Source organism: Ornithinimicrobium kibberense, from assembly GCF_006519705.1.
Lineage (GTDB): Bacteria > Actinomycetota > Actinomycetes > Actinomycetales > Dermatophilaceae > Ornithinicoccus > Ornithinicoccus kibberensis.
On sequence record NZ_VFXM01000016.1, the window covers coordinates 1 to 18,623 of the forward strand.

General features: G+C 73.1%; 27 protein-coding genes. 9 read left to right on the forward strand and 18 right to left on the reverse strand.

Annotated elements, in window-relative coordinates:
* From FJR00_RS13330 to FJR00_RS13340, 3 genes are all read left to right on the forward strand, one after another.
* On the forward strand, positions 1 to 603 hold a 603-nt coding region (locus FJR00_RS13330), incomplete at its 5' end, for a multicopper oxidase domain-containing protein (protein ID WP_181409627.1).
* A gap of 45 nt (positions 604 to 648) precedes the next feature.
* Positions 649 to 891 (forward strand): SHOCT domain-containing protein, encoded by a 243-nt coding sequence (locus tag FJR00_RS13335; protein WP_141339150.1) that lies wholly within the window; start codon positions 649 to 651, stop codon positions 889 to 891.
* Positions 892 to 948: 57 nt separating this feature from the next.
* Positions 949 to 1,521 carry a DUF305 domain-containing protein gene (locus FJR00_RS13340; RefSeq protein ID WP_202876678.1) on the forward strand — a complete coding sequence of 191 codons (573 nt, stop codon included), beginning with the start codon at positions 949 to 951 and terminating at the stop codon, positions 1,519 to 1,521.
* Positions 1,522 to 1,598: 77 nt separating this feature from the next.
* Here FJR00_RS13340 and FJR00_RS13345 read toward each other — a convergent pair whose 3' ends face one another.
* Together FJR00_RS13345 and FJR00_RS13350 are read right to left on the reverse strand one after the other, a co-directional pair.
* Positions 1,599 to 2,330, reverse strand: a complete 732-nt coding sequence (locus tag FJR00_RS13345) for a B3/B4 domain-containing protein (protein ID WP_141339151.1) — start codon at positions 2,328 to 2,330, stop codon at positions 1,599 to 1,601.
* Entirely contained in the window at positions 2,327 to 2,926 is a 600-nt protein-coding gene (locus FJR00_RS13350) for a helix-turn-helix domain-containing protein (RefSeq protein WP_202876679.1), read from the reverse strand. The genes FJR00_RS13345 and FJR00_RS13350 overlap by 4 nt, the downstream gene beginning before the upstream one ends.
* 143 nt (positions 2,927 to 3,069) lie before the next feature.
* Here FJR00_RS13350 and FJR00_RS13355 point away from each other — a divergent pair, with 143 nt between their 5' ends.
* The 3 genes from FJR00_RS13355 (at position 3,070) to FJR00_RS13365 (ending at position 4,921) form a co-directional block, all read left to right on the forward strand.
* Entirely contained in the window at positions 3,070 to 4,122 is a 1,053-nt protein-coding gene (locus tag FJR00_RS13355) for an NAD(P)H-binding protein (protein WP_238330490.1), read from the forward strand.
* Positions 4,123 to 4,311: 189 nt separating this feature from the next.
* The gene (locus FJR00_RS13360) at positions 4,312 to 4,506 is read left to right on the forward strand and encodes a helix-turn-helix transcriptional regulator (protein ID WP_141339153.1); all 195 of its coding nucleotides are present in this window, start codon (positions 4,312 to 4,314) and stop codon (positions 4,504 to 4,506) included.
* A complete protein-coding gene (locus FJR00_RS13365; RefSeq protein ID WP_141339154.1) occupies positions 4,493 to 4,921 on the forward strand; it encodes a hypothetical protein in 429 nt (142 codons plus the stop codon). The genes FJR00_RS13360 and FJR00_RS13365 overlap by 14 nt, the downstream gene beginning before the upstream one ends.
* A gap of 11 nt (positions 4,922 to 4,932) precedes the next feature.
* Here the strand turns inward: FJR00_RS13365 and FJR00_RS13370 are convergent, their stop codons facing one another.
* Positions 4,933 to 5,493, reverse strand: coding sequence for a dihydrofolate reductase family protein (locus FJR00_RS13370; RefSeq protein ID WP_141339155.1), 561 nt, complete (start codon positions 5,491 to 5,493; stop codon positions 4,933 to 4,935).
* Positions 5,494 to 5,495: 2 nt separating this feature from the next.
* A complete protein-coding gene (locus FJR00_RS13375) occupies positions 5,496 to 6,596 on the reverse strand; it encodes a DNA glycosylase AlkZ-like family protein (protein ID WP_141339156.1) in 1,101 nt (366 codons plus the stop codon).
* Between the two features lie 151 nt (positions 6,597 to 6,747).
* Here FJR00_RS13375 and FJR00_RS13380 point away from each other — a divergent pair, with 151 nt between their 5' ends.
* Complete coding sequence (locus tag FJR00_RS13380) at positions 6,748 to 7,053, forward strand: antibiotic biosynthesis monooxygenase (RefSeq protein WP_141339157.1); 306 nt, start codon at positions 6,748 to 6,750, stop codon at positions 7,051 to 7,053.
* Positions 7,054 to 7,056: 3 nt separating this feature from the next.
* On the opposite strand, the gene FJR00_RS13385 is transcribed toward FJR00_RS13380, so the two are convergent.
* From FJR00_RS13385 to FJR00_RS13395, 3 genes are all read right to left on the reverse strand, one after another.
* The gene (locus FJR00_RS13385) at positions 7,057 to 7,863 is read right to left on the reverse strand and encodes a class I SAM-dependent methyltransferase (RefSeq protein ID WP_181409628.1); all 807 of its coding nucleotides are present in this window, start codon (positions 7,861 to 7,863) and stop codon (positions 7,057 to 7,059) included.
* A 10-nt stretch (positions 7,864 to 7,873) separates the two neighbouring features.
* Positions 7,874 to 8,383 carry a GNAT family N-acetyltransferase gene (locus FJR00_RS13390; RefSeq protein ID WP_238330491.1) on the reverse strand — a complete coding sequence of 170 codons (510 nt, stop codon included), beginning with the start codon at positions 8,381 to 8,383 and terminating at the stop codon, positions 7,874 to 7,876.
* A gap of 66 nt (positions 8,384 to 8,449) precedes the next feature.
* Entirely contained in the window at positions 8,450 to 8,830 is a 381-nt protein-coding gene (locus FJR00_RS13395) for a DsrE/DsrF/TusD sulfur relay family protein (protein WP_238330492.1), read from the reverse strand.
* 123 nt (positions 8,831 to 8,953) lie between these two features.
* Between FJR00_RS13395 and FJR00_RS13400 the strand changes: the two genes are divergently transcribed.
* Positions 8,954 to 10,048, forward strand: coding sequence for a tocopherol cyclase family protein (locus FJR00_RS13400; RefSeq protein ID WP_141339159.1), 1,095 nt, complete (start codon positions 8,954 to 8,956; stop codon positions 10,046 to 10,048).
* Here the strand turns inward: FJR00_RS13400 and FJR00_RS13405 are convergent.
* The 6 genes from FJR00_RS13405 to FJR00_RS13430 all read right to left on the reverse strand — a co-directional run bounded on the left by FJR00_RS13405 (position 10,045) and on the right by FJR00_RS13430 (position 14,612).
* Positions 10,045 to 10,296: a hypothetical protein gene (locus tag FJR00_RS13405; protein ID WP_141339160.1), complete on the reverse strand. Its 252-nt coding sequence runs from the start codon at positions 10,294 to 10,296 to the stop codon at positions 10,045 to 10,047. The two genes, FJR00_RS13400 and FJR00_RS13405, sit on opposite strands and share 4 nt — an antisense overlap.
* Positions 10,296 to 11,819 (reverse strand): molybdopterin-dependent oxidoreductase, encoded by a 1,524-nt coding sequence (locus FJR00_RS13410; protein WP_141339161.1) that lies wholly within the window; start codon positions 11,817 to 11,819, stop codon positions 10,296 to 10,298. Before FJR00_RS13410 ends, FJR00_RS13405 begins: the two co-directional genes overlap by 1 nt.
* Positions 11,820 to 11,899: 80 nt before the next feature.
* Positions 11,900 to 12,820 carry a formate transporter FocA gene (gene focA, locus FJR00_RS13415; RefSeq protein WP_141339162.1) on the reverse strand — a complete coding sequence of 307 codons (921 nt, stop codon included), beginning with the start codon at positions 12,818 to 12,820 and terminating at the stop codon, positions 11,900 to 11,902.
* Between the two features lie 33 nt (positions 12,821 to 12,853).
* Positions 12,854 to 13,297 (reverse strand): RpiB/LacA/LacB family sugar-phosphate isomerase, encoded by a 444-nt coding sequence (locus FJR00_RS13420; RefSeq protein ID WP_141339163.1) that lies wholly within the window; start codon positions 13,295 to 13,297, stop codon positions 12,854 to 12,856.
* A gap of 152 nt (positions 13,298 to 13,449) precedes the next feature.
* Positions 13,450 to 14,202: an HpcH/HpaI aldolase family protein gene (locus FJR00_RS13425; protein ID WP_141339164.1), complete on the reverse strand. Its 753-nt coding sequence runs from the start codon at positions 14,200 to 14,202 to the stop codon at positions 13,450 to 13,452.
* An 80-nt stretch (positions 14,203 to 14,282) separates the two neighbouring features.
* Positions 14,283 to 14,612, reverse strand: a complete 330-nt coding sequence (locus FJR00_RS13430; protein WP_141339165.1) for a VOC family protein — start codon at positions 14,610 to 14,612, stop codon at positions 14,283 to 14,285.
* Between the two features lie 71 nt (positions 14,613 to 14,683).
* On the opposite strand from FJR00_RS13430, the gene FJR00_RS13435 reads away from it, so the two are divergent.
* Positions 14,684 to 15,259 (forward strand): 1-acyl-sn-glycerol-3-phosphate acyltransferase, encoded by a 576-nt coding sequence (locus FJR00_RS13435; protein ID WP_141339166.1) that lies wholly within the window; start codon positions 14,684 to 14,686, stop codon positions 15,257 to 15,259.
* A 14-nt stretch (positions 15,260 to 15,273) separates the two neighbouring features.
* Here FJR00_RS13435 and arr read toward each other — a convergent pair whose 3' ends face one another.
* The 5 genes from arr to FJR00_RS13460 all read right to left on the reverse strand — a co-directional run bounded on the left by arr (position 15,274) and on the right by FJR00_RS13460 (position 18,620).
* Positions 15,274 to 15,708, reverse strand: a complete 435-nt coding sequence (arr, locus tag FJR00_RS13440; RefSeq protein WP_141339167.1) for an NAD(+)--rifampin ADP-ribosyltransferase — start codon at positions 15,706 to 15,708, stop codon at positions 15,274 to 15,276.
* A 75-nt stretch (positions 15,709 to 15,783) separates the two neighbouring features.
* Positions 15,784 to 16,476 (reverse strand): class I SAM-dependent methyltransferase, encoded by a 693-nt coding sequence (locus tag FJR00_RS13445; RefSeq protein WP_141339168.1) that lies wholly within the window; start codon positions 16,474 to 16,476, stop codon positions 15,784 to 15,786.
* A 10-nt stretch (positions 16,477 to 16,486) separates the two neighbouring features.
* Positions 16,487 to 17,497 carry a DNA glycosylase AlkZ-like family protein gene (locus FJR00_RS13450; RefSeq protein ID WP_141339169.1) on the reverse strand — a complete coding sequence of 337 codons (1,011 nt, stop codon included), beginning with the start codon at positions 17,495 to 17,497 and terminating at the stop codon, positions 16,487 to 16,489.
* A 59-nt stretch (positions 17,498 to 17,556) separates the two neighbouring features.
* Positions 17,557 to 18,135 carry an SMI1/KNR4 family protein gene (locus FJR00_RS13455; protein WP_141339170.1) on the reverse strand — a complete coding sequence of 193 codons (579 nt, stop codon included), beginning with the start codon at positions 18,133 to 18,135 and terminating at the stop codon, positions 17,557 to 17,559.
* Positions 18,136 to 18,194: 59 nt separating this feature from the next.
* A complete protein-coding gene (locus tag FJR00_RS13460) occupies positions 18,195 to 18,620 on the reverse strand; it encodes a DUF4262 domain-containing protein (RefSeq protein ID WP_141339171.1) in 426 nt (141 codons plus the stop codon).
* Between the last annotated feature and the right edge of the window lie 3 nt (positions 18,621 to 18,623).

Here is an 18,623-nt window from a genome sequence, read left to right on the forward strand (position 1 = left end):
CCCGTGGACCGCGGCCAGATGATGGGCGGGATGATGGGCGGCGCGGTCGGCCCGGAGGACACCGAACGGGTCCTGGCCCACCTGGAGGTCGGCCGGGGCGGGTCCTCGGCCGGCGGGTCCGACGGAGGCGTCGCCGGTGGGCTCCCCGGTGGTCCGGACGGTCCGCTCGCCGACCTGCGCGAGGTCGACGTCGACCGGCGCCGGGAGCTGACCATGGAGATGGGCATGGGCGGGATGATGGGCGGCGGAGGGGGTGGGGGCCGCGGACCGGGCGGGATGATGGACTTCACCATCGACGGCCGGTCCTTCGACCCCGACCGCACCGACCAACGGGTGCGGCTGGGCACCGTCGAGGAGTGGACCATCGGCAACGTCGGCCCGCTGGACCACCCCTTCCACCTGCACGTGTGGCCCATGCAGGTCATGGACGTGGACGGACGTCAGCCCGAGGAGCCGCTGTGGCTGGACGTGGTCAACGTCCCCGCCGGCGGCACCGTCACCGTGCGGATCAGGTTCGCCGACTTCGGTGGGCGGACCGTCTACCACTGCCACATCCTGGACCACGAGGACCTCGGCATGATGGGCACGATCGTCGCCGGGTGACCCACGGGGCGAGAGCCGACGACCGCCACCGGAAGGAGAGGAACGATGATGGGCAACGGATGGGGCATGGGCGCTGGGTCGATCTGGATGCTGCTGGTGTGGCTCCTGGTGCTCGTCGCCGTCGTCGCCGTCGTGGCGCTGCTGGTCCGCTCCAGCGGCGGCCGGACGAGCGCCTCCGGCGGCCGGTCCGCGGCGCGCCAGATCCTCGACGAGCGCTACGCCCGCGGCGAGATCGACGAGCAGGACTACCAGACCCGCCGCCGACGGCTCGAGGAGCCGGACGGCTGAGGACGTCCTAGCCTCACGTCATACCCCCGCCCTCACCCCTGGAGGAAGGATCCCCTGATGTCCCAGCACGACCAGCACAGCCAGTCCGAGCAGGACCACGGGCAGCACAAGAAGCACGAGCGGAAGATGTACCTGATCTTCGCCGCGATGATCACCACGTCGACGGTGACGATGTTCCTGCTGACCTACACCAACGCCTGGACCTGGGCGCACATGACGTTCAGCGAGGAGCGGGTCTACATGGCCCTGCTCATGGGCTCGGCGATGGCCATCATCATGCTCGCGTTCATGTGGGGGATGATGTACAAGAACGTCACGGTCAACCTCGCCATCATCGCCGGCGCCATCGTCCTGGGCCTGACCGCGCTGTGGCTGTCCCGCTCGCAGACCTTCGTCGAGGACCGGGCCTACATGAACGGGATGATCCCGCACCACTCCATCGCCATCCTCACCAGCGAGCGCGCCGACATCGACGACGTGCGGGTGCGCGAGCTGGCCGACGAGATCATCGAGGCCCAGCGCAAGGAGATCGCCGAGATGAAGTGGCTCGTCGACGACATCGCCGAGAACGGCGTCGTGACCACCCAGGAGGAGGCCGAGCAGCGCCCGGTGCCCGAGTTCGCCCCCTGAGCGGGTCAGCACCTCGACTGTCAGCCGGTTCTTGACACGCCCGAGGACAAAACCGCTGGTCGCGAGGCCCCAGTTCGTCAAGAACCGGCTGAGAGTCCACCTCCGGCCCCCAGCAGCCGGCGCCAGCTGCGGATCTGCGCCCCCTCGGCCAGGTGGCCCACGAGGTCGTCAGCGGCGGCGGTGAGCGCGTCGTCGTCCATCGGGCCGAGCGCGTCGAGGATGAACAGCGCGGTGGTCGTGCCCTCGTGCAGCTGGGTGCGGCGGGCCTGGCGCCAGTTCCACCGCCGGCAGGTCACGCCGGCGTCGTCGGCCCACACGACCTCGCCGGCCTCGGGGTGCTCGACGACCGTCTCCCCGTCGGCCGTCGTGTCGAACGGCTCGGCGCCGGTAGCGCGCACGAGGCGCGGCGGACCGGCATACCGGTCGAGGTCCTCCCCGCCCAGCGGCAGCTGGTGCAGCACCGACACCGCGTTGTAGACGTCGGTCAGCCGGTTGACCCGCGGCAGCCCCTTGGGAGCACGGCGGGTCAGCGCCTCCAGGCTGTTGCGGGTGCGCTGCGGCTTGGCCCCGAAGGCGCGGTAGGCCTCGCGCCAGGCCGCCACGTGCGCCAGCTCCTCGACCGGCGACCGCCCGAGCAGCTCGCGCGCGTGCTCCTCGGCGGCGACGAGCAGCGCCTCGCTGCCGCTGTCGCCGGCCGCGGGGACGATCCCGTCGACGACCACGAGCAGCGCGCGGTAGTCCGGCCGGAGCGCGAGCACCTCGTCGTCGACGGAGGCGCGGGTGAGCAGGCCCTCGGGGGTGGGGGTCATCGGGTTCCTCCTGGGGTGGTGGGGCCGACCCCCGGTTCGAGGACGGCCAGGGAGAAGCGGGCAGGTATGTCGTGCACGTTCCGGTAGGCGTGCGGGACGTCGCCGGGGAAGCTCGCGGCGTCGCCGGGCGAGAGTTCGTGGGTGGTGCCGTCGACCTCGAGGACGACCCGGCCGTCGAGGACGTGCAGGATCTCGGTGGTGCCGACCGCGTGCGCCTCGGCGGCATGGGCGTCGCCGGGGGCCAGCGTCCAGTCCCACAGCTCGAGCACGTCCGGCGGGCGGGTGCCGGCGACGAGCACGCCGCGGCCGCCGTGCTCGCCGGTCCACAGGGTGGCCCCCTCCCCCGCCCGGGTCAGCGTGACGTCGGTGGCGCCGGGCGGCTCGACGAGCGCCGGCAACCCCAGGCCGAGCGCGTCGGCCAGCCGGAGCAGGGTGCCGACGCTGGGGTTGGCGGCACCCTGCTCGACGTTGACGACCATCCGGCGGCTCAGGCCGGAGGCCTCGGCCAGCCGGTCGAGGGTCCAGCGCCGGTCCTGCCGTTCGCGCCGCACCCGCGCGCCGACGGCGGCGGCGAGGGCTGCGGCCTGGAGATCCATGGAGTGCAGCATAGTGCACTTTCTGGTGCACCCCGGCCGGTGGCCTCCCGCACCCCGGACCAGGCTCGGCGACAGGCCCACCCGCCCGGGCTGCGCCATACTGGCGCCTGACCGCTCGGGGCGCTCGAAGGGATGGGACAGGCATGAAGGTTCTGGTGACCGGCGCGACCGGTTACGTCGGGGGGCGGCTCGTCCCGCGGCTGCTCGACGAGGGCCACGAGGTGCGCACGACGACGCACGACCCGTCCAAGGAGGGGCCGTGGTTCTCCGACCGGGTCGAGACCGTCGAGATGGACATCCAGGACCGTGACCAGGTGGACGCGGCGGTCGAGGGGGTCGACGCGGTCTACTACCTCATCCACGGGATGGGCGGGGGCGACGACTTCGCGCAGAAGGACCGCGAGGCCGCCCAGCACGTCGCGCAGGCGCTGACGCAGCACGGCACCTCGCGGGTGATCTACCTGTCCGGGATCGTGCCGCCGGTCGACGAGTCCGAGCTCAGCGAGCACATCAGCTCCCGGCTCGAGGTGGAGGAGATCCTCAGCTCGACGCCGGCGACCGCGATCACCCTGCGCGCGGCGGTGCTCATGGGCAGCGGGTCCACGTCCTTCGAGATCATCCGCCAGGTCAGCGAGCGGATGCCGCTGCAGACCGTGCCCGACTGGATGAACTCCGACGTCCAGCCGATCGCCGTCGTCGACGCCGTCGAGGCGCTGGTGGGCGCGCTGACGGCCGACGTGGGCACGCGCAGCTACGACATCGGCGGGCCCGAGCGCCTGCCCTACGCCGACCTGCTCGACCGGTACGCCACGATCGCCGGCCTGGAACGCCCGCAGGTCGAGGTGCCCCTGCTGCCGACCGACCTCGTCGGCTTCCTCGCCGGCAGCCTGACCGACGTGCCCACGCCCACCGTCGAGGCGCTGGTCGAGAGCCTGCACCACGACATGGTGTGCGGCGAGGAGGACTTCCGCCGGGACCTGCTGCCGGAGGGCTACGAGCTGGTCGGGCTGGACGAGTCGTTCCGCCGGTCGTTGGCCGACCCCCGCGAGACCTCGGCCTCCGACCCGGCCACCGCCGACCCGATGGGGCCGATGCCGCAGGACCCGTCGTGGGCGGCGGGCGGCGACGACCAGCCGCTGCTGGCCAAGGCGGCCGACACGGTGCGGGGCGCCGTGGACCGGGTGCTGCCGGACTAGGTCCCGCCCGCGACGGTCCGGACAGGGCCGGCACGCGACAGACCGTGACCGGGTGTGGTCGTCAGGACGACCACACCCGGTCGCGTCGTCGAGCGTGACGACAAGGACGCTTGACACGTGGGTGCGCGGCGGCGTAGCGTCGATCGTGTCAAGGACGCTTGTCCTTGGGGAGCGGGCGGAGGAGGAACGGTGCGCAACGACGTCAGGGCCCTGCGGGTGGCCGCCGGCCTCTCGCAGCGCGAGCTGGCCGAGGCGCTGTCCGTCTCACGGCAGACGGTCAACTCCATCGAGACCGGCCGCTACGACCCGTCCCTGCCGCTGGCCATCGCCATCGCCCGGCGCTTCCGCACGACCGTCGAGGAGATCTTCCATGCTGACCACTGAGCTGACAGCCCGTCGGAAGGCCGGCGTGCTGCTGGTCGTCGCGGCCCTCCTCGTGGCCGTCCTGACCACGGGGCTGCTGCTGCAGGAGCACGCTCCCGGCAACATGGGCACCGGCTTCCTGCAGGGCGCCGGTGTGGCACTGGTGGCCGCCGCCGTGGTGCTCTGGCGGGTGACCCGCCGCCCGGAGCGGGCCACCACCTTCGAGCGGGCCTTCACCCAGACCGGCGACGAGCGCGACGACAGCCTGCTGACCAGGGCCCTGGCGGTGCAGGGGCTGGCGGCCTTCCTGCTCACGGCCGCCGCCGTCGTCGCGATCGGGCTGGGTGCCGAGACCATGATGGTCCTGTTCTTCCTGCTGGTCGGCCAGCTCGCGGTGGGCGCCGTCGCCTTCGCGGTGATCGCCCGCCGGGGCTGAGGACCCCGCGGTCACCCGGTCACGTCGTAGACCAGGTGCACGACCCCGCAGCCGAAGCGGTGGTGCCCGACCAGGCGCAGGTCGAGCCGCAGCCCGGGCGGGAGCCAGGGGGTGCCACCGCCGACGACCACGGGGACGACGTAGTACTCCACCCGCTCGACGAGACCGGCCCGGAGCGCCTGGCCCGCCAGCTCCGGCCCCCCGATGCCCACTTCCCCATCGGCGTCGTCGACGAACCGTCGGACCACGGCGGGGTCGAACCGCCGTTCCAGCCGGGTCCGGGAGGTGTCCACGGACGGGAGCGTGCGCGAGAACACCACCTTGGACCGGCCCCGCCACTGCTCGCCGTAGTCCCGCTCGACGTCCGGGGAGCCGGGCGCGGCCCCATACGTCTCCCAGACCTTCATCACCTCGTAGAGCCGCCGGCCGTAGAGCTCAGCCGTGACGCGCCGGTCCCGCTCGTTGAGGTAGGCGTGGACCTCCTCGTCGGGGGCGCTCCAGGCGAAGTCCCCGTCCTCGTCGGCGACGTAGCCGTCGAGCGAGCCGATGCCGACGTAGACCAGCTGCCCCATCCTCAGCTCCTCCCGTCGAACGCCAGGTCGAGGTCGAGGAAGCGGGCCAGCGACCGCAGCTCGCCCTCGACCGCCCCGCGGAGGCTGCCCGACCACGGGACGTCCTCGTGCACGGCGTCGACGCACAGCACGCCGCGCCCGCGGTCGGCCTGCGCGTCGACCTTGCCGACGAGCCGGTCCAGGTGCAGGACCGGCAGGGCGAAGTAGCCCCACCGGCGCTGCCCGGCGGGCTTGTACATCTCCAGCGCGTAGTCGAAGGCGAAGAGGTCGGCCATCCGCCGCCGGTCGAAGACGAGCCGGTCCAGCGGGGACAGGAGGGCGGTCCGCCCCGAGAAGGGGGTATGCAGCAGCGCCGGGTCGACCCGCCACTCTCCCCGGACCCCCTCCACCAGGGCGGGCTCCCCGGCGTCCCCCGCGTCCAGGGGCTCGGCCGGGCAGGCCGGCCCCTTGACCCGGGCGATGCCGAGGGCCCGCAGCCGTCGGAGCGCCCGGCGGTGCAGGGCCTGGGCCAGCGGCACCGGCGGGTCGTCGGGGTAGATCCGCTCCGCCAGGTCCCAGACCCGTTCGCGGCCCTCCCGGGAGGAGACGGCGACCTGGCCGCGCTCCTCGAGGCGCTCCAGCATCATCGGCACGTTCTTGACGTCGTTCCACCCCGACGAGCGCCAGTCGACGGCGAAGTCGGCGGACAGCTCGCGGGCGGGCAGCGGCCCGTCGGAGCGGAGCTGCTCGAGGATCTGGTCGCGGGCGTGCCGGTTGACGTCGACCCAGCGCTGCTCGCCGACCCGGTGGCCCGGCGGGTCCTCCCCCGGCCACGCCGCCATCTCGGCGGTGAAGAGGGCCACGTCCTGCGCGGGGCGGAGGAAGCCGCGGATCTCCACGAGCCGGCGGCTCTCGACGGCGTCCTGCACCTCGACCCGGCTGGTCCGGCTGCCGAGCCGGCTCCACAGGACGAGCTCGGCGTTGGGCGCGACGTAGGCCGTGTGGTCCACCTGGACCGCCCCCAGCCCCGAGGCCGCCGCGAGCAGGTCGGCAGGGCGCGGCCGGGTCAGCAGCTGGCCCGTCACGGCCAGCCGGCGCGCGTCGCGGGCGGACAGCTCGATCATCCTCGCCTCCCCGCAGGAGCCCCGAAGGTCGCTCTCCCCAGCACACCACAGGGGGTGGCCGGCGCGGAAGACCCGAGCACGCGGCATACCCCTGCGGCGGACGCCGTGAGGTGGCCGGCAGGATGGGCGCACGCGACCAGGAGGAGCACCCTTGATCTGCTGCCAGTTCATCTTCCGCCCCGGCACCTTCGACGACGACGTCCACCGGCTGGACGGGCAGATCGCCGAGCACGCGCGCAGCCTGCCCGGGTTCGATCGGGTCGAGAAGTGGCTCTCCCCCGACGGGACGGTGGTCAACGCCGTCTACTACTTCACCGACATGGACTCGGTGGCCCAGCTCGCCCGCTTCCCGCAGCACCGGGAGGCCAAGGACCAGGTGGACCGCTGGTACGACGGCTACCGGATCGTGGTCAGCGAGGTCAGCGCGACCTACGGGGACGGCCGGCTCGACCCCTGAGGCTCACGGCCGGGTGGCGCTGTAGACCAGGAAGGTGTCGTCAGCCGTGGGCGGCAGGTCGTTGTACTCCCCCGTGACCTGCACGTCGACGAACCCGGCCCGCTCGAGCAGCATCACCACCTCGTGGGTGAAGTAGAGGTTGGTGGTCAGCCGGTGGCGCTCCTCCTCGACCAGCGCCCCCTCGTGCCAGCGGAAGGCGTGGATCTCCCAGGCCTCCTGCTGGGCGACCGGGTCGAGGGAGAGCATCCGGGTGAGCAGGGCGTACTCGTCGCCGTCGGGACCAACCTGCCGCTCGGCAGGGGGCCCGCCCGGCTCGGGCTCGGGGAGGTCGTCGCGGCCGCCCGGCGGCCAGCGGCTCCACCCGCCGGGGTCGGACCAGGGGACCTCGTTGTCCAGCACGAGCCGGCCACCCGGCTCGAGGTGGTCGTGCAGGCGCCGCAGCGCCTGCTCGTCCTGCGCCCGCGTCGACCCCAGCCCGAGGCCGCCGCAGACGTAGACGGTGCGGTAGCGACGGGGCAGGTCCAGCTCGTGCATCGGCTGGGCGACCAGGGACGGCGTGGCACCCACCCGCGCGGCCGCCTCGGCGCACAGGGCCACCATGTCCGGCGAGGCGTCGCAGCCGTCCACGTCCAGCCCGGCCTCGACGTAGGGCACGAGCAGCCGGCCCGCCCCGCAGGCCACGTCCAGCGCCGGCTGCCCGGCCTCGACGAACCGGCGGAAGTAGTCGACCTCGGGACCGCCCCGGCGGAACAGCGACCACCACCTGGCCACCAGCCCGTGGTGCCAGCTCTGCGGCTCGTGCACGTCCACCCCCGTCAGGTTAGCGAGGACGGGCCGGCTCGGACAGGTCCCGCGCGTGGCGCAGCAGCTCGGCGTGCGGAGGGAAGCCGCTGCGGCTGGTCTCCCCTGTCGGGCGCCAGCCCTGCTTCTCGTAGAACCGACGGCCGCGTCGGTTGTCGGTGAAGACCCAGCACCAGGCCCGCCGGACACCCCGCGAGCGCAGGTGGTCCACCACCAGGTCGTGCAGCTCCTGGGCGACACCCGTCCCCCACCGCTCCAGGGCCGTGCCCAGGTGCAGGAGCTCGTCGCCGCGCACCGCGGCGAAGCCGACGACCGTCCCGTCCTCCTCCGCCACGAGGCACTCGACGTCGGCGCTGGCGATCTCCTCCCGCCACCGGTCGGCGACGGCCTGGCGCGGGAACGGGTAGCGGTCCTGGGGGAAGACGTCGGCCAGACCTGCCACGGCCGCCGGCTCCTGGACGTCGAGCACGGCGGAGACGTCCGCGCTCCCCATCGGGCGCAGCTGGACGTGGGCGACCGGCTCCGGCACTCCTCCACCGTAGAGGCGGACGACCCCGGAGGGCGGCCGACGGAGGGCCGACGCCGACGCCTGCGGTCAGAAGGTGAGGACGGTGTCGGCCTCGACGGTCCAGGCGGCGAGCTCGTCCATGGTTGAGCGGGGTGCGCCGTCGATGAGGTGGTCCTCGGTGAGCCCGCGGGCGTCCAGGCAGGTGCCGCAGCAGGCGATCTCGCCCCCGTGGCGCAGGAACCCCTTGAGCATGCGGTCGAGGCTGTAGTAGCCGTCGGGGGTCTTCTGGCCGGCGACGGCGCAGGTGACGGCGTCGCCCATGAGGAAGACCCGGGTCTGGGTGTCCTCGCGCCTGCTCAGCGCGACGGCGAGGCGGACGGCGTTGAAGGTCTCGTCCGCGCCGTAGGCATGGGCCAGGACGCCGCCGTCGTGGGGCCGGAGCTGGACGAGGCGCTGGACCTGGCCCAACGGCTGGCGGCCGCGGCCGACGCCGGCCGGGTGGACCTCAACGACCTCGGTCGGCGCGCTCGGCGGCTGCTGGCCTCGACGACGAGCACCGGCTAGGCCCGCGGCCGAGGTCGGATCGCGTCCATGAGGGGCATCACACCGGCACCGCCAGGTCGCGGCACCGGCCTGCTCGCGCGCTACCGCGGCACGGGCGCGGACCTGCCGTGGCAGGATCCCCGCCGCTCGCACCCGGGCGTGGCGATGGAGGGCTACTTCTGGCGGGTGAGCGACGTCGCGTCGGGCCGGGCCCTCATCGCCCTGGTCGGCGTCAACCAGGGGCCCGACGGCCCGTGGGCCACCGTCGGGCTGGCCACCTCCGACGGCTTCCTGCGCACGGCCGCCCTGCCCGGGGCCGAGGCTGCGCCCCACGGCCTGGGCGCCCGGGGCGGACGGGCCGGGGACGGCTGGGCGATCGAGGGCACCGCGCACCGGCTGACGGTGGACCTCGGGCCCGACGCCCGGGTGGATCTGCGGCTCGAGCCGCACCACCCGTGGCCACGGACCCTCGGCGGGTCGAGCGTCTTCCACGTCGTGCCCCGGCTCAACCAGTACTGGCACCCGTGGCTGCTCGGCGGCCGCGCCACCGGCACCGTCGTGGTGGGCGAGGATGCCTGGACCGTCGACGACGCCCAGGTCTACGGCGAGAAGAACTGGGGCCACGAGGGCTTCCCCGACGCGTGGTGGTGGGGGCAGGCCCACGGCTTCGCCGAGCCGGGTGCGTGCGTCGCCTTCGCCGGCGGGCAGGTGCATGCGACCCCGCTGGGTATGCCGTTGCGCACCGAGGTGACCGCGCTCGTCCGCCTCCCCTCGGGCCGGGTCCTGCGCCTGGGCGACCCCGTGGTGACGCCCGTGGACGCCCGGGTCGGCGACGACACCTGGCGGCTGCGCGGCGTCGACCGCTTCACCGGCTGGCGGGTCGAGGTGGACGCGACCTCCCCGCTGCAGGACGCGCACGTGCTTCCGGTCCCCCTGCCGTCGCAGGCCCGCAACACCCCCGGCGCCCTGGAGCACCTGGCCGGCACGCTCGAGGTGCGCGTCGCCCGGCGGGGCCGGCAGGTCTGGGGCGGCACGTCATACCTGGCCGGGCTGGAGCACGGCGGGCTGGCGCGGGCGGAGGCCGAGCTGGCCCGGCGCGGGGGCCGGCCCGAGCCGTACGCCCCGGGCCGGCCCCTGCGCTAGCCGTCGACCACCCGGTAGCTGCCCGCCCGGGCCAGGGCCTGGTCGATGAGCTCCCGGGAGGGCCGGACGCTGTCCTTGTGCTTGATCCACAGGCGGGTCGGCTCACCCGGCACGATCTCGAAGGTCGCCTGGCCCAGGCCGTGGGCGGCGAAGATGTCGAACAGCGGCTGCATCGCCCTCTTCGTGTCCCGGTCGTCCCGGACGCCCTCGACGAGGAAGCACGTCGCCACGATCCTCGCCGCCGCCATCAGATCCTGCCGTTGAACGCCTGCAGGGCCGAGTCCTCGCGGGTCCCGCCGCGGCCGTCGCCGTAGTCGGCGTAGTCGTGGATCCACATGATCCGCGACACCCACTTGACGTGCTTGTAGCCGTGGTTGGACTCCACGCGCAGGCGCGCCGGCCCGCCCAGGTGGTTGTCGACCGGGTGCCCGTTGCGCTCGTAGGCCAGGATCGACTCCTCCTCGGCCATCGTCTCCAGGTCGATGGCGGCGTAGAAGGGCTCCCGGGGCCGGTTGTCGTACATCTTCTGCGCCAGCCCGTAGGACTCGGCCAGCAGGTAGCGCGCCCCCTCGGGCCGCGGGCCGAGCACGTCCATCAGGTCGGTGAGGCGCACCCCGGTCCAGCGGGACGTGGCCGACCAGCCCTGCATGCAGGTGTGCGTGGCGACGTAGGAGTGCCGCGGCAGCTTCCTCAGGTCGTCCACGGTCAGCTGCGTCTCGACGTCGTTGATGTCGTCCCGGAGGGTGATGGTCAGGCCCTCCCAGTCGTTGTCCCGGGCCTGCACCCACAGCGGGGACTCCTCCTCGGTCGGCGGGAGGCCGTTGGTCCAGTGGAACTCCGAGATGTCGTCGTCGGTGTAGGCCTTCTTGGCCGCGCCCAGCGGGCGGAGGCGGTTGAGGAAGAGCTTGCGGCCGATCTCGGTGATCCCGGCGGTGAACCGCTGGGCACGGGCCCGGTCGGCCAGCGACCAGTAGGACAGGAAGATCCAGAAGACGGCGACCGCCACGATCGTCGAGACCATGATGACCAGGGCCTGGGCGGCCCGCGCCGTGGTCACCTCGCCGCCGCCGAACACCATGTTGACCATGTTGTGCTCGCGGTGGACGAGGAAGACCAGCGAGACGTGCATGACGATGAAGCCGCTGAAGAGGACCAGGCCGATGAAGTGCAGCGAGCGCGCGCCCTGGTGGCCGCCCCACATCTTGACGTACCACGGGAAGCGCGAGCGGATCGCCGGCGACATCGCGATGCCGGTGAGCATCTGGAAGGGCGCCAGGATGAAGATCACGAAGGTGTAGCCCAGCATCTGCAGGGAGTCGTAGGGCGAGAAGTGGCTGATGTCGGGCACCTCCAGGCTGAGGTACATCAGCAGCGAGTCCCAGGCCTCGGGGAACACCTCCCAGGAGGTGGGCACGATGCGCCGCCACAGGCCGGTGACGAACAGCAGGCCGACGTAGACCACGCCGTTGAGCACCCAGAACATCACCGAGAGGCCGTGCCAGTGCCGGCCCAGACCGATGTTCTCCCGGCCGGGCAGGGACAGCAACGGGTGGACCGACTTCTCGTCCATGAGGGAGGTGTAGACGCCCTCCTCCTTCGGCAGCTCACGCCGGGTGAACTTCAGCCACTCGGTGCCGGGGGCGCAGTCCTTGCGCCACCACAGCCGGGGCAGGGACGAGAGCATCTCGATGCCCGACCTGATGAGCATGCCCATCAGGACGAAGTTGAGGAGGTGCTGAGCCCTCAACCACAACGGAAAATCGACGTCCATGCCTTACTCCACTCCTTGGGATGAGGGACGCCGGTCCCGTGCGGACGGCGTCGGTCGTGCTGCTGGGGGGTATGTCGTGCTCATGCCGCGTCCCGGATGTCCCGGGCGCGGCCGCCCCGGTCGGTGCCCACCCTCGCCTGCCCCAGGGCCGTGCCGGGGCGGTCGAGGAAGTGGAAGATGGTCCAGTAGAGGACGCCGATCATCAGGCCGCCGCCGACGATGTTGCCGAGGGTCACCGGCAGCAGGTTGTCGACGAGGAAGCTGGTCCAGGTCAGGTCGGCGTAGGCGGCCTGGTCCAGCCCGGAGGTGGCCCACAGGTCGGCGCCGGCGGACGAGCGGATGAGGATGCCCAGGGGCACCATGAACATGTTGGCCACCGAGTGCTCGAAGCCGGTGGCCACGAACAGCGCGATCGGCATCGTCACCGCGACGACCTTGTCGACGGTGGTCCGGCCGCTGTAGGCGGCCCAGATGGCCAGGCAGACCATGAGGTTGCACAGGACGCCGAGCACGAACGCGGTGAGGAAGTCGTGGTGCACCTTCTTCAGGGACACCTCGAGGACCACCGCGGCCCACCCGCCGGAGGCCTGCTCCCAGACCTTGCCGTAGAAGATGAGGGCGACCACGGTCAGCGCGCCCACGAAGTTGCCGACGAACACCACGACCCAGTTGCGCAGCAGCTGCCAGGTGGTGATGCGGCCGCTGGCGCGGGCGGTCAGGGTCAGGGTCGAGGAGGTGAACAGCTCGGCCCCGGTGAGCACGACGAGCGCCAGACCGGTGGAGAAGACCAGCCCGCCGACGACCTTGGCCATGCCGTAGGGCAGCTGGTCCGCCCCGACCTGGCTGGTGGTGAAGAAGACGAAGCCCAGGGCGATGTAGCCACCGGCGGTCAGGGCCAGCAGGAAGGACTTCAGCTGGTGGCTGGTGGCCTTGCCGAAGGCGGCGTCCTCAGCGGCCTTCGCCATCTGGGAGGGGGTGAGGATGGTGCTGTCGGCGCTCATACCGCTGCGTCCTGGTCGGGGTGGTCCGGCGCGTCAGCCACGCGACTCGAACTCGGCGATCTCGCCGACCTTCGGCCCGTAAAAGCCCGCCGGGTCGTGGGACAGGCCCAGCCAGAGGTCGACGAGCGCGCGGGCGTACGCCGGCGCGATGACGTTCTGCCCCATGCACAGGATCTGCGCGTCGTAGTTCTCGACGGCCCCGCGGACGGTGACCACGTCGTGCGCCGTCGCCGCGCGGGCCCCCTTCACCTTGCCGGCCGCGATGGCGGTGCCCACGCCGGTGCCGCAGACCAGCAGCGCCCGGTCGGCCGTGCCGTCCACGACCCTCTCCGCGGCCCGGAAGGACACCTCCGGGTAGGTGATGTCGGCGGTGGACAGGTCCACGACCTCGGTGACCCGCTCGTCCCCCTCCAGAAGGTCCTTGAGCTCGTCCTTCAGCGCCGCCCCGTTGGCCGGCGCCCCGATCACCACACGCATCTGCTGTCCTCCCGTGAGTCCCCGAGGGCTTGTACGACGCACGCTAGTACATACAGATGAAAAACAGGAAATCTATCCTCCGAACGCCGGAGGGCGGCGGATAACGAGGGTTCGGCCGCGCGGGCCCGTCTCCCGGACCGCGCGCCGGAGGGTCAGCGGACGATGAGGGAGAGCCCCAGCCGCAGCGCCGCGACGTCGGTGTCGAGGGCGACCAGGTCGGCCTCCGGGGCGAGGTCCACCAGGCCCGGCGCACCGGCCATGAAGCCGGCGACCTTCCCCGCACCCCGGGCCAGCCCGAGGACGTGCCGCACCGCGTCGAGGGTCTGCGGCGAGTCGGGGGCGGGGAAGCCCGAGGAGATGGACAGGTCGTAGGGGCCGACGAAGACGCCGTCGACCCCGTCGACGGCGAGGATGTCGGCGGCGTTCCGCAGGCCCGCGGCGGTCTCCACCATGGGGAGCAGGAGCTGCTCGGCGGGGGCGTCGGCCACCCCGAGGGCCTGCCGGCAGCCCCCGGTGCTGCGGGTGCCGCGCGGAGGGGTCCGGCCGGCCGAGACGAGGGCGCGGGCCTGGTCGGCCGACTCGACCATGGGGACGATGAGGCCGTCGACCCCGGCGTCGAGGAGGCAGCCGATCGTCGCCGGGGCGTGGTCGGGCGTGCGGGCCAGGACCGGCAGGCCGGCGCGCTCGGCCACGCGCAGCAGCCCGGGCACGTCGGAGGGCTCGAGGTTGCCGTGCTGCAGGTCCAGCCCGAGCCAGTCGACGCCGGAGCCGAGGGCCACCTCGAGACCGTAGGGGTCGAGGAAGCTGACCCACAGGCCATGGCGCAGCCCCTCGCCGGATCCGGTGGCGGCTGCCGTCAGCGTCGAGCGCAGGTCGGTGGAGGGGGTCTGGTCGTCGAGGCTCATGCGCCCATTCTGTGCGCTCGGCGGCCCGGCGGGAGGTGGCGGCCGGGCGTCACCGCGACGGCGGTGTCTGTGCCGAGCGGCTACCGGCCGGTGTCGACGACGCAGAACAGGGTGCCCGTCGGGTCGGCCAGGACGACGAAGTCGGCGTCCTCGGGGTAGTCCCAGTCGACCCGGGACGCGCCCAGCGAGACGAGGCGCTCGACCTCGAGGCGCTGCTCCGCCTCGCTGTCCGTCCACAGGTCCAGGTGCGTGCGGTCCTGGCCGTCGAGGTGGAGCCGGCAGGCGCCGCTCCCGCGCGGGACCAGGAAGTCCGGGTTGGCGGCTCGGTCGTACCCCAGCGCCTGGCTCCAGAAGGAGCCGGCGCGCTCCGTGTCGGCCGTGCTCATGACGATCGCTCCGATGCGGATCATGGGACGGACGCTACCGCCGGGGCACCGGGAACGGGTCCCGGCCGCGTCGGGCCGCCCACTACCGTAGGCCCATGCTCCGACGCCTCGTGGCTCGCGCCTTCTGGTCGTTCAGCCGCTGGACACTGTCCACCGCCCCCGCGCCGGACCGGCCCACGGTGCTCGTGGGTGCACCCCACACGTCCAACTGGGACTTCGTGCTCATGCTGGCGATCACCTGGCGGCTGGACATCGACACCCGGTGGCTGGGCAAGCACAGCCTGTTCACCGGGTGGCGGGGCCCGGTGATGCGTGCCCTCGGCGGCATCCCCGTGGACCGCGCGAACGCCGGCGGTGTCGTGGACGAGGTGCTCGGGCGTGTCCGCTCAGGGGAGGTCTTCGGGCTCGTGGTCACTCCGGACGGGACCCGTGGAGGGCACACCCACTGGAAGTCCGGCTTCTACCGCATCGCCCGGGAGAGCGGGATGCCGGTGACGCTGGGCTACGTCGACCGCACGACGATGACGACGGGCCTGGGTCCCACCCTGGAGATGACCGGGGACGTCGCCGCCGACATGGACCGCATCCGCGCCTTCTACGCCGACAAGGCCGGCTTCCGTCCGGAGCTGCGGGTGGAGCCCCGGCTGCGGGAGGAGACGCGCCGGGTCTGAGACGGAGGACGTCCTCAGTCCTCGATCGGCGCCCTACCCTCCTGCTGCAAGGCCGCCAGCCCGTCCCGCATGGCCTGCACCTTCTCGGGCGGGTGCCCTGTCCAGCCGACCAGCTCCCCCACCACCCGCAGGGGCTCGGCCGACCGGAAGGACCTGGTCGGGTTGCCCGGGAACCTCTTGTCGGTGACGTTGGGGTCGTCCTCGAACTCGCCCGTCGGCTCGACGACGTAGATGCGGCCCCGACCCGCGCCGCTGGACAGCTCGGCACCCCAGGTCGCCGCGTCCAGGGTCTCGGTGAAGTAGACGAAGTTCATGACGCGGCCGGCCTCGAAGTTCGACTCCCGCCCCGGCGTGAGGACGTCCCCTACGGCCAGGTCCGCCTTCGTGCCGTGCAGGTACACCCCCGCCTGATACACCTCGAAGGGCACCGGTTCGCTGGCCTCGTCCATGCGCACCGACACTAGCCCCCACCCCGGATCCTGGCTCCCGGAACCGGGGGGATGGGGCAACCGGGACCCCGGGGCTCAGGGCGCCTGGAGGACGAAGAACAGGAAGCACACGAAGGCGGTCCGCTCGCTCGCGTTGGCGGGCAGGAGCTCGGCGGGCGTGTCCGGCGACCACGGCGGTTCGCTCACCGCGCAGATCCGGAAGCCCGCCTGCGTGAAGGCGTCGGTCATGGCGTGCAGCGGGCGGTGCCAGTAGGTCAGCACTGCGCTCTGGTCCCCGAAGGTGAACTCCTCCGAGTAGCGGGTGAGCGCGAAGTAGTCGCTGCCGGGGTAGTTGAACAGGTAGGCCGCCGGGTGGGGCACCGAGACGACGAGGCGACCACCGGGTCGCAGCACGCGGCGCAGCTCCCCCAGGGGGCCGGCCCAGTCCTGCAGGTAGTGCAGGGCCAGCGAGCAGACGGCGACGTCGAACGCGGGGTCGTCGTAGGGCAGCCGAGCGGCCAGGTCCGCGACCCTCAGGTCGACCCCGTCACCCAGCCGCTCACGGGCCAGGGCGATCATGGCGGGGCTCAGGTCGAACCCGCTCGCGTCGGCGCCCTTGTCCCGCAGCGCCGCGGTCAACGGGCCCGACCCGCACCCGGCGTCCAGGACGCGCCGACCCCGGACGTCCCCGGCGAGCTCGACCATCGCCGGCCGTTCGTACCAGGCGTTCAGCAGGTTGTCCTCGTTGGCGGCGGAGTATGCCCTCGCGAACCCGTCGTAGTCGGTCATCCCGCCCTGCCTACCAGGTCACCGTGATCTCGCGCTCCAGGTCCGGCAGGGGCAGGGCGGCGGCCTCCGCCTCGACGGCCCGGCGGTGGCCAGCCGGCAGCGGTGTCCACGACGTCACGGCGACCCGGTGGGCTGACCGTCTCCAGGTGCCGACGACCTCGCCGTCCACCAGCACCGCCCCGGGCCAGACCCGTGACGTCCACAGCGCCGCGCGGCGGTCCGGGTCCGGCACCAGCAGCTCCCGGTCGACCCCCCACAGCAGGAGGTAGGCGTCCCCGCTGGGGAGCAGACGGACGGAGGAGGGCTCCGCCCGAGGCTCCCGCAGGCCCTCCTCGTCCTCCGCCAGGACCCAGGCCCGGCCCGACGGGGACTCCACCGGGACGAGGTCGCCCAGGGCGTCGAAGACCGGTGTGCCCTGCCCCCGCCTCAGCCCCGCCCACCTCTCGAACCCCTCGGGCGTGCCCGGGGCGAGCACGCGCAGGTAGCGCCGCGCCAGCTCCAGACGGGCCTCCGCGGGGTCCGTCCCCGGCCTGGGGACCGTCCACACGTGCGGGGGCCCCGCCCCCTCCCACCGGACGAGGACGCGGCCCGTCGTCGCGGCATACCTCAGCTGGCTCGGGTGCATGCCCAGGGCACGGCCGGCGTCCCGGTAGGGCAGGCGCCGACCGGCGAGCACCTCCTCGAGCCGGTCGGCGAGGTCCTCGGCGAACCGGCGGCGTGCCGGGTCCACCGGGTGCCTGCCGAGGGTGAAGACGGCGCGGTCCTGCTCCGGCACCACGTAGGTGCTGAACCGGGGACCCCACACCTGCACCAGGGACTCGTCGGCCCACGTCGTCGGGGAGGTCTCGCGCACCCGGGCGTGGATGGACAGCAGCGCGGCCCGCGGCACGCTGTCCGTCAGACCGGCCCACGCGGCCCGGCGCAACGACCCGCGTCCCGGCCCCAGCCGCTCGTCGAGGGCACCGACCCGCCGCCGGTGGCCGAGGACCTGCTCGCGGCTCAGGTGCAGGAGGCCGCTCATCAGGACACGTTACCGCCGGGCGTCCGGCGGGGTCCCCGACCGACCGCGGCCCGACCGCGCTACGGCTCGGCCCAGTGCCGCACCCCGGGGTTGAGCCGCCGCGCGAGCCCGGCGAAGGCGGCGTCGTCCACCTCGAGCCACCCCTCGTCGTCGACGTGGTAGATGCCGTCGTCGAACGCGGTGGCGACGGTCCGGACCATGTCCGCCAGGTTGGCGAACTCCACCGGCTGGTCCCACTCGTCCATCCGGAAACGGCGCACCGCCCCCTCGCGTCCGTCCCCGCGGTCGACCACGTAGAAGTCCCCGCCCCCGTCGGCGAAGACGGGGAGCCAGCCCGCGCCCCAGCGGGGGTGGGACCGGAACGCCTCGGCGTGCAGGAGCGCGTCCTCCAGGGAGAGCGGGTAGAAGCCGGGGAAGAGCCACAGGTCCCCCAGCACGGCTCCGTCCGTGTCGACACCGTCGTGCCACCGGAAGAGCGAACGCACGAACGCGTCGTCGGGCAGCCCGGCGTCCGTCAGGCTGCGGTCGAGATCGGGGGCGCCCAGTCCTGGGCGCAGCGCACGGAGCAGGGTGTCTCGCCCCAGCCGGGCGTGCGCGGCCTCGATGCGCCCGAGCGCCTGGGCCATGGTCGGATCCACGCAGGGACCCTACCCGCGACCCGGACGCCGCGGCTGCCTCGTCACGCCGGTCGCGCCGGTCACGGACGACCCAGGATCGGCTGCGAGCCCGGCGGGTTGGCATACCCCGGCTCCCAGGGGAGGTGGCCCGCCGAGTCCGTCCACACGACCTGCAGCGCCTCGACAGGTCCGTAGAGCGACCGGGCGGCGGTGAGCCCGGAGAGGTCGGTCACGGCGAGCACGGGCAGGGCCGGTCCGTCGGCGAGCTCGGTGGTGGGCTCACCGGCGACGAAGCGGCCGCCCTCCCGCACGACGATCTCCCCGACGAGGTTGAGGAACGCGGTCGCGACGTCCGGGGGCAGTCCGGTCAGAACGACCTCGGGATGGCCGTGCCGGGTCAGACCGACCGTGTAGGACAGGCAGAGCGCCGGCTCCGGGTCGACCACGTTGCGCACGGCCCACCCATGGGTGTCGATCATCGCGCGCAGCTCGTCGAGCGGGTCCACGTG

Coding starts and splice junctions, on each gene's coding strand:
- FJR00_RS13335 (WP_141339150.1), top strand. CDS start 649: ATGATGGGCAACGGATGGGGCATGGGCGCTGGGTCGATCTGGATGCTG.
- FJR00_RS13340 (WP_202876678.1), top strand. CDS start 949: ATGTCCCAGCACGACCAGCACAGCCAGTCCGAGCAGGACCACGGGCAG.
- FJR00_RS13345 (WP_141339151.1), bottom strand. CDS start 2,330: ATGACCCCCACCCCCGAGGGCCTGCTCACCCGCGCCTCCGTCGACGAC.
- FJR00_RS13350 (WP_202876679.1), bottom strand. CDS start 2,926: ATGGATCTCCAGGCCGCAGCCCTCGCCGCCGCCGTCGGCGCGCGGGTG.
- FJR00_RS13355 (WP_238330490.1), top strand. CDS start 3,070: ATGAAGGTTCTGGTGACCGGCGCGACCGGTTACGTCGGGGGGCGGCTC.
- FJR00_RS13365 (WP_141339154.1), top strand. CDS start 4,493: ATGCTGACCACTGAGCTGACAGCCCGTCGGAAGGCCGGCGTGCTGCTG.
- FJR00_RS13370 (WP_141339155.1), bottom strand. CDS start 5,493: ATGGGGCAGCTGGTCTACGTCGGCATCGGCTCGCTCGACGGCTACGTC.
- FJR00_RS13375 (WP_141339156.1), bottom strand. CDS start 6,596: ATGATCGAGCTGTCCGCCCGCGACGCGCGCCGGCTGGCCGTGACGGGC.
- FJR00_RS13400 (WP_141339159.1), top strand. CDS start 8,954: ATGAGGGGCATCACACCGGCACCGCCAGGTCGCGGCACCGGCCTGCTC.
- FJR00_RS13405 (WP_141339160.1), bottom strand. CDS start 10,296: ATGGCGGCGGCGAGGATCGTGGCGACGTGCTTCCTCGTCGAGGGCGTC.
- FJR00_RS13410 (WP_141339161.1), bottom strand. CDS start 11,819: ATGGACGTCGATTTTCCGTTGTGGTTGAGGGCTCAGCACCTCCTCAAC.
- focA (WP_141339162.1), bottom strand. CDS start 12,820: ATGAGCGCCGACAGCACCATCCTCACCCCCTCCCAGATGGCGAAGGCC.
- FJR00_RS13420 (WP_141339163.1), bottom strand. CDS start 13,297: ATGCGTGTGGTGATCGGGGCGCCGGCCAACGGGGCGGCGCTGAAGGAC.
- FJR00_RS13425 (WP_141339164.1), bottom strand. CDS start 14,202: ATGAGCCTCGACGACCAGACCCCCTCCACCGACCTGCGCTCGACGCTG.
- FJR00_RS13430 (WP_141339165.1), bottom strand. CDS start 14,612: ATGATCCGCATCGGAGCGATCGTCATGAGCACGGCCGACACGGAGCGC.
- FJR00_RS13435 (WP_141339166.1), top strand. CDS start 14,684: ATGCTCCGACGCCTCGTGGCTCGCGCCTTCTGGTCGTTCAGCCGCTGG.
- arr (WP_141339167.1), bottom strand. CDS start 15,708: ATGGACGAGGCCAGCGAACCGGTGCCCTTCGAGGTGTATCAGGCGGGG.
- FJR00_RS13445 (WP_141339168.1), bottom strand. CDS start 16,476: ATGACCGACTACGACGGGTTCGCGAGGGCATACTCCGCCGCCAACGAG.
- FJR00_RS13450 (WP_141339169.1), bottom strand. CDS start 17,497: ATGAGCGGCCTCCTGCACCTGAGCCGCGAGCAGGTCCTCGGCCACCGG.